The organism is Curtobacterium sp. Leaf261 (genome assembly GCF_001422205.1).
Classification (GTDB): domain Bacteria; phylum Actinomycetota; class Actinomycetes; order Actinomycetales; family Microbacteriaceae; genus Curtobacterium.
The window spans coordinates 276,149-289,369 of record NZ_LMMJ01000010.1 but is presented as its reverse complement, the minus strand read 5'-3'; the positions used below and the strand labels follow the sequence as shown (position 1 = coordinate 289,369).

Sequence of the window (13,221 nt, the reverse complement as noted above, 5' to 3'; positions counted from 1 at the left end):
CCCCGCCGCACCCGGTGTCACTGCGTGGCGTTCAACGCGGTCGTGAGGTGCTTCGAGAAGCTCTCCGCCGCGTCCTGCGGGCTCTTCCGGCCGGTGGCGATGTCCGCGAACATCGACTGGAACGATGCATCGCCCTCGATCGTCGCCCAGCCGGGCGTGGCCGGGGTCGGCTCGCTCGTCTTGGCGGCCTCGAAGTACGGCTTCTGCAGCTCCGACACCTTGCTCGACACCGCGTCGATGAGCTGCGTGGAGTTCGGCTCCCAGCCGTCGACCCCGAAGACCTGGTTCTCCTGGAACTTCTTCGAGGTGAGGATCTTCATGTAGTAGAGCGCGAGGTCCGGGTTGGCGCTCTTCGCGGGGATGCCGAGGTCGGAACCGCCGAGAAACACCGGCTGCGTCTTCCCCGAGGTCGTCGACGGCAACGCGAACGTGCCGAGCTGGTCCTTGAGCTCGGGCTTCGCGGTCTCGATGGACCCGATCTCCCACGACGAGCCGAGGATCGCGGACGTCTGGCCCTGTGCGAACACGTCGGACTCCGCGGGCTTGTCGGTGTTGATGTCCTGGGTCGACGACACCGAGTAGGTGTTCTGGAAGTCCTTCCAGGCGGTGAGGCCCTTGACGGCGTCAGCCGAGTCGAGCGTGCCCGTCCACTTGCCACCCTTCTCGGTGGCGATCTGTCCGCCGGCGTCCCACACCCACTGCAGCCCGCCGTACCAGTACTGCCCCGGCATGTAGAACGCCGAGAAGTCCGTGGCGGTGTTCGCGGCCTTGACCTTGTCGAGGTCGGCCGTGAACTCGGCGTAGGTGGTCGGCGCCGCGGTGACACCGGCGTCCGCCCAGATCTTCTTGTTGTAGATCACCGAGCGGTTGCCGGCGAAGAGCGGCGCGCCGTAGAGCTTGCCGTCCACCGTGGCCGGGCCCTCGAGGCCCTTCAACCAGGTCTGTCCGTCGGCGAGCTCGGACTTGTACGGCGTCAGGTCCTTGAGCCCACCGGTGGCCGCGTAGACCGGCACCTGGGTGTTGCCGAGGTCGACCACGTCCGGGGCGTCGGACTGCGCGAGCGCCGTGGTGAGCTTCGTGGTGATGCCGTCCCACTGCTGGGTCTGGAGCTTGACCTTCGCGCCGGTGTCCTTCGTGAACTGCTTCTCGGCGACCTTGAGGATCGCGGGGCTGAGATCGCCGTTCATGATCCAGACGGTGATGGTCTTGCCCTTGCCGTCCGGTGTCCCGATCGAACCGGAGTCTCCCCCGCTGCCGGAGGACGAGCCGCCGGCGGAGCAGCCGGCGAGCGTGAGTGCCGCGGCGAGGCCGAGTGCACCGAGGGCGGCGAGTCGTGTGCGTTGCAAAGTGGCTCCCTGTGTGTGGCCCCGACGTCGTCGTCGGGGCGGACCGTGCTGCGGTGTGGTGCTGCAGGTAGTGCTGTCAACTGCTTTACGAAAGGAACTTACGTAATGGCAAGTGAACGACTCCGCGCGCGGTTTGTCAATCACCTGCAGCGACTTTCTCGAACCGCGTCGAACCGCGTCGATCCTTGTGTTTCCGGGGTGTCACGGATTCCGAACGATTCGTGCGGAATGGCTTGACGGGGCAGCGCGGTTCTGGCACCCTCGGCGCGCGCCGCCGGACCACCGGGTGGGCAGGAGGGACCGGACGGGAGGGACGGGACGGGGCCGCGCCGCGCCTCCCGTCCGTCAGGTGGCCGGCCGGGAGGGACGGGTCGGGACCGCGCCGCGCCTCCTGTCCGTCAGGTGGCCGGACAGGAGGGACGGGTCGGGACCGCGCCGCGCCTCCCGTCCGTCAGGTGGCCGCGGGACGCGGCGCGGACGAGCGGCCCGTCAGCGCACGACGCGACGGACGAACCCGCCGAGGAACCGGAGGCGCGACCCGCGCATCGAGGACGCCTGTCGGACGAGCCCGCGGACTCGGAGCGTCCCCACGAGCACGACCCGCGCGTCCGTGAACGACCCCACGAGGACCCGACCGCGGTCCGCCGCAACGTCCACGCGCAGGGCGTCGTCCGGGGTGAGCCGCACGACGCGTGTCGCGAGCGTGGTCGTCTCGTGCCAGGCACCGAACGCGCCGGAGCGGAGTTCCTTGACACCCTCGACGACGAGCCATCCTGGCTCCACGACGGGGCGGACGAGCAGTCGGTAGTACATCCGTCGGCCGTGGTCGGCCTCCGTCAGCAGGTCCACGAACCCGGCGACGACCGTTCCCGTCACCGCCCCGTGGACCGTGCCGCGCTCGACCGCGCCGCGGAAGCCGTCGCGTCCGGGGTCGATCCCGTCGACGCGGACGTCGAGGTCCCGGAGGTCCAGCTCCCCCTCCGGCGGCAGGGCCGCGCGCCCGGGTCGAGCGACGGGTCGTGCGCCGGGTCGTGCGCCGGCTCGTGCGCCGGTCTCGTGTCCGGTTCGGACGGCGGTGGCGGCTGCGGCGGCCGCGAACAGTCCGTCACCGCAGGTCCGCCCGCGAGGTGGGAGCGTCACGGCGGTGTCGGGTGCGATGTCCGCCGGCCCGACCATCCGCTCGCGGAAGGTGATCAACGGCATGTTGCTCCTCGTGCTGGTTCGTCGGACGTCGGCAGGTGGGCGGTGCCGCTGGCCGCGGACGCGACGAACGCCGCGAACGCGGTCCTCGCCTCGGGACCGATCGGCCACGACTCGAGGTCGAGTGCGTGCCGGGCGCCGACGCAGCGGAGCACCGTCACGGGTGCGCCGTCCCGGCGGGCGATGCCCGTCGCCCACGCGTCGACCCCGGCAACGTCGACGTAGCTGTCCTCGGTGGGATCGGCCAGCTCGACGAGGGTCGGGACGTCGCGGGGCAGCGGTGTCGTCGCGGCGATCTGCCCGTTCGCGAGCAGGCGCCCGGCGAACACCGGGTCCTGGAGCGGCGACGGCGGCTGCGGTGGGCCCGCGACCGGTGCCGACAGGTCATGGGTGAGCGCCCGGAGCTTCGACACACCGTCGCCCCCGGAGAACGGCAGGGGGACGATCGCGGGCGACTCGACCGCGAGTGCGCTGATCGGACGCCCGAACGCGGCGCGCTCGGACGGCGACTGCACGATCCGCGTGGCGAGGAGTCCGCCGAACGACCACCCCGCGAGCACGAACGGGCGGTCGGAGCCGTCCGCGGTGGCTCGTTCCACCGAGGCCGCGAGTGCCGCGAGGTCGCCGAACGACCACCGGTCGATGACCCCCGCGTCGGTGAGTCCGTGCGACGGCATGTCGAAGGACGTCACCCGGACGCCGTCGGCGGCGAGCGCGGCGAAGAGCGCGGCGTGGTTGTCGAGGCGATCCGCGTGGCCGTGCAGGAACAGGACGTCCACCCGCGGCGCGCCCTCCGGCTCGACGACGCCCACGCGGACCCGGTGCGGTGCTGCGCCGAGCTCGGGCACGTCGAGGAACCCGGTCCGGAGTCCTGCGACCGGGGAGTCCGACACGGCGCGGAGTCGGAGCGGAGACGGAGCGACCTCGCCCGTGTCGGCGAGCACGGCGTCCGTCCGCGCGACATCCGCAACCCCGGGCAGGACCCCGGCGACGAGTGCGCCGGCCGCGGCGGTGGCCAGGAGCGCACCGACGAGGCGCCTCATCGTGCCGCCGCCGTGTCGTCCGCGGCCAGGCGGAGCACGAGCCGCTCGGCGATCCGCTCGGCGAGCGCAGCGATCGTCAGCGCCGGGTTCGATCCGGTCGAGGTCGCCACGAGTGCTCCGTCCGCGACGAGCAGTCCGTCGTGCACGCCGCCCGCGGGGTCGAACACCCTGCCGTCGGCGTCGCACACGCCGCGGTCGACGTCGTCCGCCATCACCGCTCCACCGAGGGGGTGCACCGTGATCGGGGTGGCCGCCGGCACACCGCGCTGCAGGAGGGCCCGTCGGGGGTTGCCCACGAACGTGGCCTCCTCGGCGTTCGACAGCGCCCGGAGGTCGTCGAGCTGCCGCGCATACACCGACTGCGACCCGGACCCCGCCCAGAGGATCCGCGGATGGTCCCTGCGGTCGAGCACGATCCGCCCGGCCGACGAGTCGGTCCCCATCGCGAGCCAGACCTGGGAGTGCTCGATCGCACCACACCCGGGCGGACACCCGCCCGGCCGGATGTCGCACCACACCTTGGTGTCCTTCGAGAGCGCGAACCGGAGTCCGAGTACGCGTCGGAGCGCCTCCGCGAGACCGTAGGGCAGCGCACCGTCCTGGAGCAGGTACCCGCCGGCGCCGTCCCGCTGGTCGAGCATCGCGGTGATGGTGGGGCCCACCACGACCTCGGGCATGTGCGAGTGCTTCGCGCCGGTGCCGGACCGCCGACTGCCGGTGTTGTACGACACCCCGAGCGAGTCCGCGTTGCCCGAGAACCGCTCGCCGAGTCGCGGGGAGAGCCCGAGCCCGGCCGCCGCGCTCCGGAGCAGGATCGACGTCGAGCCGATCGACCCGGCCCCGAGGACCACGGTGTCGGTGGTGACCGTGAACGGCGTCTGCACGATACGACCCGACGCCGCCCTGGCCCGCCGCACACCGACGACCGACCAGCGACGACCGGGCAGGGCGCACCGCTCGATGCGCTGGACCTCGACACCCGTCACGATCCGCGCGCCGGCACGGGCGGCCATCGGCAGGTAGGACTCCCACATGGTCGTCTTCGCCCGGACGTTGCAGCCGGTGACGCAGTTGCCGCAACCGGTGCACACCGGTCGGTCGTCGTCCGCGCCCGGTCGCTGTGTGAGCTTGATCGCGACCGGGACACGTTCCGCGCTCGTGCCCCGCACCGCGGCGAGGTCCATGAGCGGACGGGCCTTCTCGACGAACGGCTCCGGGACGCGCTCCGGGCGGAGGACCGATCGGACACGATCGAAGTACGGCGCCATCACGGCACCGTCGATCGCGGTCGGCCAGTGCTCGTCGAAGACCTCCGGGCGCGGCTCGAGCATGACGTTCGCGTAGATGAGCGACCCGCCGCCGAGACCGTTCGCGGTCAGGCGGTCGACGTCCGCGCCGAGAGCGAGGTCGAACAGCCCGAACGGGTTCGACTTCGACCGGATGGCGGAACGGACCTCGCCGAACGACTCCGGGAAGTCGCCGGGGACCCACTCGCGCCCGCGCTCGAGCACGACGGTGCCGCCCGCTCCGGCGTGCCCGGCCACGCGGGCCGCGGTCACCGACGCGCCGAACCCGGAGCCGACGACCACGACCGCGGCGTCCGACGGCAGGTCCTCGGTGGCGAGCGGTGCTGGGGGGTGCGCGGTCATCGGGTGCCGTCCGTCCGGAGGTCGTGGTCGAGGTCGAGGTCGTGGTCGTGGCCGAGGTCGCCGGACAGGGCGGTGCGGGCACCCACGTCGCGGTCGTCGGCGCGGCCGCCCGTGCGGCCCCCAGCGCCGCCACCCGCGCGGTCGTCGAGGATGGTCGCGGCTGCCCGCTCGGACATCGCGAAGATCGTCATGAGCGGGAACAGCGCCGGGATCTCCGGGAACACGGACGCATCGACGACTCGGAGTCCGTCGATGCCGCGCACCCGGAACCGCGCGTCGAGGACGGCTCGCGGGTCCCCGTCGGCGCCCATCGGCATGGTGCAGCTCGCGTGGTGGCCCCAGGCGTCGCGACGGATGACCGCGTCGATGTCGTCCGCGGACGTCACCGCGGGGCCCGGGTAGATCTCGTGGTCGGTCGCCGCGTCCCCGAAGCGCAGACGCCGGGCGGTGGCGTTGACGCTCCGCGCCCGCTCGATGCCGTCGCGCATCGCCCGGAGGTCGAGCGCGGTCCCGGCGGAGGACTGCCCGTCGTCGAAGTACCGGAAGTTGATCGCCGGTGGCTCGGTCGGGTCGTCGGACCGCAGGCGCACCGTGCCGTCCATGCTCTTCTGGTAGCCGCGGAGGACAGCCCAGTTGAAGTGGTCGCCGCCCCGGATGCCGTCGGCCGCGAACCCCGGGCGGTACCCGGTGAAGTTCGACGGCGCACCGAACAGGAACAGCTCGGGGTGCTCGCTCCCGCCCGCCACCGTCTGCTTGATGCCGACGAGCAGGCCGTTCGACCGGTACAGCGCGTTGGGGTCCCCCGACCGCCACTCGGTCATCCCCGGGTCCCCCTCCGCCCCGTACGTCTTGCCGGCCAGGACCGAGAAGGGTCGGTCGAACTCGGTGACGACGGTCATCTCGTACCGGTCCTGCAGGTTGCCGCCGACGCCCGGCAGGTCGTGCACGAGGTCGATACCGTGCGCGCGGAGGTGTGCGGCGGGTCCGACCCCGGACAGCATCATGATCTGCGGCGTGTTGAAGGCCCCACCGGAGACGATGACCTCGTGTCGTGCGGTGACGGTCCGTCGTGCGGCGTCCCGTGCCGCCGCTGTCAGCGTTCGCCGTACCGGGCTCGCGCCGTACTGGTGGGGGGCGACCACGACCTCCAGTCCGACCGCGCGCGGCCGTGGGCCGCCGGTGTCGAAGCGGATGCGCTCGACGAGCGCGTCCGACTGGATCGCGAGCCTGCCCTGGAGGCCCGGTGCGGCTTCCAGGAGCCGCTCACGGACCCCGTACCGCTTGCCGTCCCGGGTGGACTGCGGGACCAGGGACACGCCCTGGCGGTAGGCCTCGATCGCGGCGGGGTCGTTCGGGTCGAGCAGGGTACCGGCGATCGTCCCGCGGTTCAGGTCGATCGCGGAGGCCGGCGGTGCGAGCTGTCCGGCGTCGACGAGTGCGGCCGTGACGAGCCGCGCGAGCGTCGGGTCCTCGGCGAGGATCGCGGCGGGACTCGTCTCGATCGGCAGCCACTCGCGGACCCTCGCCTGGTACTCGGCCATCACCAGCGCGTTCCAGCTCGGGTCGCCCGTGATCCGCCCCAGGCGGTCCCAGTCGTCGTTCTCCGGAGCGAGCATGAGCAGTGCGTGGTGGGCCGTGCAGCCCCCGAGCGTCGATGCGCGGGGGTAGAGGACCCCGTCGCGCTTCCGGACGAAGGCGCTGCCGTGCAGACGGTCGTCGGTGTAGTGCCGGACCCAGAAGTCCCAGCTCATCTCGGGGTCGCTCGACGCGAACAGGTGGAACGCGGGGACCTCGTAGACGTCGGGATCCGTCGTCGCGGGGCCGGCGTCGAGCACGAGCACGCTGTGCCCGGCCTCGGCGAGGCGCACCGCCATCGGCACTCCGCCGGCCCCGGCACCGACGACGACGTAGTCGTACTCGGTCGCGGTGTCGAGCGCGTCGGTGTCGATCACGGGGCGGCGGGGGCCGGCGTCGCCGTAGGTGCCGGGCACCGGTCGGGACACCGCGAACGCCGCTGCCGCCGCCATCGCCGCGGTCAGTGCGGCACTCCCGGTGATGAAGCTCCGCCTGCTGATGCTCATGACGCGCTCCGTCCGGTGGCGTTCGCCGCGACGACGACGACGCCCACCGCGAGCAGCACGATCGCTGCGACCAGGAGCGGCGCCCCGGTGACGAGGACACCGAAGGCGGCGAGGGCGATGACGCCGATCCACGCGCCGGCACGCGCGAGCGTGGACCTGGACCGGAGGAGCACCGGGACGAGGAACCCCGCGAGCACCGCGCACGACACGATCGACGCCGTGCGCTGCCCGGCGAGCACGTCCACCAGGATGACGAGCACGAGTCCACCGCAGGCCAGGAGCACGGAGAGTGCACCTGATCGAGTGGGACGTGCCCCGCGGACGGCCACGGCGGCGAGCACGGTCGCGATGCCGGCGAACACCCCCGGCCACGGATGGTCCGGCGTCAGGAGATCGCCGACGGCCGGAACGGCGCCCGCCGCGATCTGTGCGACCGTCACGACGAGCGCGGTCCGCCGGACGATCGGCCAGAGCTCCGCGGGTGCGGTGTTCCGCGTGACGACGCCCGGGATCAGGACGGCGAGCGCGGTCAGCCCGGCGACGAGCGTGATGTCGGCGCCGTCGATGGCGGCTCCGACGTGGGTCAGCGGGTGCAGCAGGAGCGCGATGGACAGCGGGATCGTGAGCGTGGTCACGACCGCGACCGAGCGGGTGACGCGGACGGCACCGAGCCACCAGAGCCCGGCGAGGGCGAGCACCACCGACGCCCACGGTGGGATGCCGTACACGTGGGCGAGCACGCCCCACCCGAACCCGAGGGCCTGGACGACCGCGAAGTGGACCCCGGACCGGAACCACAGCGCGATGGCGGCGTTCGCGGCGAGGACGACGAGGAGCGTCGCGGTGAGTGCGCCCCCGAACCCGAGCAGGTTGCCGCCGCCGAACACCGCGAACGCGACGGTCAGCCCGGCCCATCCGGCCCACGCCCTGGCCGCGAACGACGCCCCCCGGACGGCGGCGCGACGGCCGAGCACCAGGAACGCCACGGTGAGGACCAGGAGCACCGTCGGCAGCCCCCACGCCGGGATGACGGGCAGCGCGGAGCTGATCACGAGGACCACGCCGACCGCGATCCCGAGCGTCCCGATCGTCAGGACGGCGAGACGATGCCGATCCGGCGTGTCGAGTTCGGGGCTCGGCGCAGCGACCTCACGTGAGACATCGTTCATATCCCTAATCTAGAATATGAATATCGAAACGCCCTGGGAGTGCTACTCCGTGAACACGTCCGCATCCGCCCGGACGACGGTCAGCTCGTCGCCGTCGGTCGCGACGTCGACGAGCACCGTGTCGCCGTCGCGGACGTCACCGCCGAGCAGTGCCCGCGCGAGCTTGTCGTCGATCTGCCGCTGCATGAGCCGACGGAGCGGCCTGGCTCCGTACGCCGGGTCGTAGCCGCGCTCGGCGAGCCACGCCCGCGCCGACGGGGTCACCGCGAGCTCGAGCCGACGATCCGAGAGCCGACGGGCGAGCCGGTCGACGTAGAGCGAGACGATCTGGCCGAGGTCGTCCTCGGACAGGGCGTCGAACACCACGATGTCGTCGAGGCGGTTCACGAACTCGGGCTTGAACGCCTGCCGGACAAGGTCCAGCACGGCACCCTGACGCGCCTCGGCGGACAGCGACCGGTCGGTCAGGAACTGGGAGCCGAGGTTCGACGTCAGCACGAGGATGGTGTTCCGGAAGTCCACCGTCCGGCCCTGCCCGTCGGTGAGCCGACCGTCGTCGAGGACCTGCAGGAGGATGTCGAAGACCTCGGGGTGGGCCTTCTCGACCTCGTCCATGAGCACGACCGAGTACGGGCGACGGCGGACGGCCTCGGTCAGCTGACCGCCCTGCTCGTAGCCGATGTACCCGGGAGGAGCACCGACGAGCCGCGCGACGGAGTGCTTCTCGCCGTACTCGCTCATGTCGATGCGGACGAGCGCCCTGTCGTCGTCGAAGAGGAACTCGGCGAGCGCCTTGGCCAGCTCGGTCTTGCCGACGCCGGTCGGCCCGAGGAACAGGAACGACCCGGTCGGCTGCTCCGGCTCGGAGATCCCGGCACGCGAACGCCGGACGGCCTCGGACACCGCGCCGACCGCCGCGTGCTGGCCGATGATCCGACGGCCGAGCTCGGACTCCAGGTGCAGGAGCTTCTCCGTCTCGCCCTGGAGCAGCCGGCCCATCGGGATACCGGTCCAGGCGGCGATCACCGCGGCGATGTCCTCGTCCGTCACGCTGTCGTTGACCATGCGGTCGCCGGACTCCGCACGCTCCGCCGCGGCCAGTTCGGCCTCGATCTGCGGCTTCTGTCCGTACTCGATCCGCGAGACCGTCTCGAAGTCCCCCTCGCGCGCGGCCCGGTCCGACCGCATCTTCAGCTCGTCGAGCCGCGCTTTGAGGTCCCCGATCCGGTTCAGTGCGGTCCGCTCGGCCTGCCACCGCTCGTTCAGGGCGTCCAGCCGCTCCTGCCGACCGACGAGCTCGGACCGCAGGGTCTCCAGCCGGGCCTTCGAGGCGTCGTCCTTCTCCTTCTTGAGCGCGAGCTCCTCGATGCGGAGCCGGTCGACGGTGCGCTTCAGCTCGTCGATCTCGACGGGACTCGAGTCGATCTCCATCCGGAGGCGCGACGCAGCCTCGTCGATGAGGTCGATCGCCTTGTCGGGGAGCTGCCGCCCGGAGATGTACCGACTCGACATCGACGCGGCGGCGACCAGTGCGGAGTCGGCGATGGTCACCTTGTGGTGCGCCTCGTACCGCTCCTTGAGCCCGCGGAGGATCGCGATGGAGTCCTCGACGCTCGGCTCACCGACGTACACCTGCTGGAACCGGCGTTCCAGTGCGGCGTCCTTCTCGATGTGCTCCCGGTACTCGTCGAGCGTCGTCGCCCCGATGAGGCGGAGTTCGCCGCGCGCGAGCATCGGCTTCAGCATGTTCGCGGCCGCGACGGAGCCCTCGCCACCGCCGGCACCCATGAGCGTGTGCAGCTCGTCGATGAAGGTGATGACCTGGCCGTCGGAGTCGTCGATCTCCTTGAGCACGGCCTTCAACCGCTCCTCGAACTCGCCGCGGTACTTCGCCCCGGCGATGAGCGAGGAGATGTCGAGCGACACGAGGCGCTTGTCCTTGAGCGAATCGGCGACGTCGCCCGCGACGATGCGCTGAGCGAGGCCCTCGACCACCGCGGTCTTGCCGACCCCCGGCTCACCGATGAGCACCGGGTTGTTCTTGGTCCGGCGCGTCAGCACCTGCGAGATGCGCCGGATCTCGGAGTCGCGGCCGATGACCGGGTCGAGCTTGCCGCTCCTGGCGATCGCGGTGAGGTCGACGCCGTACTGCTCGAGGGCGCTCTTCTGGTCCTCCTGCGACCCGGGAGCGCCCTGCATGTTCGCCATTCCGTCCTGCCCTTCGTGAGTTGAGTCGGAAGGCCTCAAGTTTATCGGGTGGTCGGTTCGCACACAACAGCCTGGAGGGGCGGTGCGGGCCCGCACCGCGCCTCCCGTCCGTCGGTGGTCGCGACGCGACCCGCGGTCAGGCCAGGTGCGCCAGGATCGCCTCGACGACCAGGGCGTGGTCGTCGGAGTCCGGGAGCCCCGACACCGTCGCGGTCCCGACGAGCAGACCGTCTGCGAGCCGGATCGGCACCGACCCGCCGGAGATGGCGAACTCCACGGGATCGAGCCATGCGAACCCGCCGCCACCGCCCAGGTCGTCCTCGAAGCGGAGCGCCAGGCTCGCGCGGTCGTGCCGTCGGACCGCCGCAGCCTTCCGTCTGGCCCAGTCGTCGTTCTCGGCGCTCGAGCCCGCGAGTCCGGCGTGGAACACCACCTGGTCGCCCCGCCGGACCACGATCGCGACCGGGTGCTCGCGCTCCTCGGCGAGGTCGGTGATGCGCTGTCCGAGACGTCGACCGTCGGCGTGGGTGAAGGACGGGAACACGAGGGAGCGTTCCTCGGCGATGGTGGCGGCGAGCAGTTCGGGCGTGGCGACGGCGGCGGACATGGTTCCTCCCCGGCGACGCCAGCGTGACGCGCCTGGTGGCCGAGCCTAGCTGTCGCTCCCCTGGCGCTCGGGTGCGGTGCGCTCGGGTGCGGTGCGCTCGGGCGCGGTGCGCTCGGGGTTCCGGATGCCGATCGCCGACACGACACCGCCGACGACCAGGAGCACCGCCATCGTGATCACCGCCCGATGGAACCCGTCGACGCTCATCTCCCCGCCGAGGACGACCCCGGCGAGGGCCACGACGACGAGGCTCGCGATCCGGGCGATCGCGTTGTTGACCGCTGATCCGACGCCGGCCTGCTCCTCGGACACCGACCCGAGGATCGTGCTCGTCAGGGGCGTCACCATCAGCGTCAACCCGAACCCCAGGAGCAGCATCCCCGGCAGGATCCCCCACCAGTAGTCGGGACGCTCCCCCGCGACGAGCATGAGCAGCGCGCCGAGACCACCGAGCACCGGCCCGACCGACATGAAGATCCGCGGACCGAGCCGGCCGGACCACGTGCCGACGCTCGTCGACAGCGCGAGCAGCAGCAGTGTCGGCGGCAGGGTCGCGAAGCCCGCGAGCCATGCCGGGAACGCCCAGACCTCCTGCACGAAGAGCGTCACGGCGAATCCCATCATGCCGAGCGCGCCGTAGATCGAGAGTGTGGCGACGTTCCCGACGGCGAAGTTCCGGACCCGGAAGAGCGCCAGCGGGACGAGCGGCGCCGGCGCGCGGCGCTCCCACGGGACGAAGGCGACGAGGGACGCGGCACCGACCACGATCGCGGCGATCACGAGGGGGGACGACCACCCGACGCGGCCCTGCTCGATGAGCCCGAGCACGAGCGCACCGACCCCGACGACGGCGAGGGCGGCACCGACCACGTCGACCCTGGCGTGCGGTCCAGTCCGGACGTCAGCGCTGATGCGTCGGACCAGCACGATCGTCACGGCGATGGGCACGGCGGTCAGCACGAAGATCCATCGCCATCCGATGCTGTCCACGATGACGCCGCCGAGCACCGGACCGGCGATCACCGCGGCACTCGACCAGGCCGTCCACGTGCCGATCGCCCGGGTCTGAGCGACACCCCGGAAGGCAGCGACGATGAGCGCGAGGGAACTCGGGGTGATGAGCGCGCCACCGACGCCCTGGAACGCCCTCGCCACGACGAGGAACACACCGTCGGGAGCAGCGGCGCACGCGATCGAGGCGATCCCGAACACCACGAGACCCCACCGGACGATCCGCACCCGCCCGAAGAGGTCCGACATCGAGCCGGCCACGAGGATGAGGGCGCCGAGCGTGATCAGGTACGCGTCCACCGTCCACTGCTGCACGATGAGGCCGCCGCCGAGCTCGTGGCGGATCGCCGGGAGGGCGACCGTCACGACACTGCTGTCGAGGCTGACGACGAAGGACGCGAGGATCGCCACGACGAGGACGACCCGACGGTCGTCGCGGAGCGGCGCCCCCGCCCCGGTTCCGGCTCCTGGTGTCGCATGGTGGGTCATGGGTTCATCCTGGCCCCCGGCGGGACCGATGTGCGCGGCGCCGGGCTCCAGGACTGACGCTTCGCGGGGAAAGCGACCGATGCGCGGCCCTTCTCCGGGCGGCCTGTCGTCGTCCGGGCAGAGCGACCGATTCGCGACCCGCCTGCGCTCAGCCCGTCTGCGCCCGACGCGCCTCCTCGCGGCCTGTCGTCTTCCGGGCACAGCGACCAATTCGCGACCCGTCTCCGGGCAGGCAGTCTTTTTGTGGGGAAAGCGGCCGGCGCCGCCGCGAGCGCGCACCCCGGCGGGAACGACGAAGCCGCCGTGTCCGAAGGGACACGGCGGCTTCGGTGCGATGCGCGCGACTCGAGGTCCAGCGTGCATCACCTGGGGGCTGGGAAGCCTCAGGCCGGATCCGGGCCGACGGGGCCCGGAGGAG

Annotated in this window: 9 protein-coding genes; all 9 read right to left on the bottom strand. The window is 72.0% G+C overall.

Going from position 1 to position 13,221, the window contains the following annotated elements; translation table 11 throughout:
* Nucleotides 1-17: 17 nt before the first annotated feature.
* The 9 genes from ASF23_RS14610 to ASF23_RS14570 all read right to left on the bottom strand — a co-directional run bounded on the left by ASF23_RS14610 (nt 18) and on the right by ASF23_RS14570 (nt 12,803).
* Nucleotides 18-1,346: a sugar ABC transporter substrate-binding protein gene (locus tag ASF23_RS14610; RefSeq protein ID WP_055955200.1), complete on the bottom strand. Its 1,329-nt coding sequence runs from the start codon at nt 1,344-1,346 to the stop codon at nt 18-20.
* Between the two features lie 489 nt (nt 1,347-1,835).
* The gene (locus ASF23_RS14605; RefSeq protein ID WP_055955197.1) at nt 1,836-2,549 is read right to left on the bottom strand and encodes a hypothetical protein; all 714 of its coding nucleotides are present in this window, start codon (nt 2,547-2,549) and stop codon (nt 1,836-1,838) included.
* Nucleotides 2,540-3,589 carry an alpha/beta hydrolase gene (locus tag ASF23_RS14600; protein ID WP_055955194.1) on the bottom strand — a complete coding sequence of 350 codons (1,050 nt, stop codon included), beginning with the start codon at nt 3,587-3,589 and terminating at the stop codon, nt 2,540-2,542. Before ASF23_RS14600 ends, ASF23_RS14605 begins: the two co-directional genes overlap by 10 nt.
* Nucleotides 3,586-5,238 (bottom strand): GMC family oxidoreductase N-terminal domain-containing protein, encoded by a 1,653-nt coding sequence (locus ASF23_RS14595; protein WP_055955191.1) that lies wholly within the window; start codon nt 5,236-5,238, stop codon nt 3,586-3,588. Before ASF23_RS14595 ends, ASF23_RS14600 begins: the two co-directional genes overlap by 4 nt.
* The gene (locus tag ASF23_RS14590) at nt 5,235-7,319 is read right to left on the bottom strand and encodes a GMC family oxidoreductase (protein WP_055955188.1); all 2,085 of its coding nucleotides are present in this window, start codon (nt 7,317-7,319) and stop codon (nt 5,235-5,237) included. Before ASF23_RS14590 ends, ASF23_RS14595 begins: the two co-directional genes overlap by 4 nt.
* Nucleotides 7,316-8,488, bottom strand: coding sequence for a hypothetical protein (locus ASF23_RS14585; protein ID WP_055955185.1), 1,173 nt, complete (start codon nt 8,486-8,488; stop codon nt 7,316-7,318). Before ASF23_RS14585 ends, ASF23_RS14590 begins: the two co-directional genes overlap by 4 nt.
* 42 nt (nt 8,489-8,530) lie before the next feature.
* The gene (locus ASF23_RS14580) at nt 8,531-10,696 is read right to left on the bottom strand and encodes an ATP-dependent Clp protease ATP-binding subunit (RefSeq protein ID WP_082474196.1); all 2,166 of its coding nucleotides are present in this window, start codon (nt 10,694-10,696) and stop codon (nt 8,531-8,533) included.
* 136 nt (nt 10,697-10,832) lie between these two features.
* Nucleotides 10,833-11,303, bottom strand: a complete 471-nt coding sequence (locus tag ASF23_RS14575) for a heme-binding protein (RefSeq protein WP_055955182.1) — start codon at nt 11,301-11,303, stop codon at nt 10,833-10,835.
* A 45-nt stretch (nt 11,304-11,348) separates the two neighbouring features.
* On the bottom strand, nt 11,349-12,803 hold the full coding sequence (locus ASF23_RS14570; protein WP_055955179.1) for an MFS transporter: 1,455 nt from the start codon (nt 12,801-12,803) through the stop codon (nt 11,349-11,351).
* Nucleotides 12,804-13,221 lie beyond the last annotated feature (418 nt).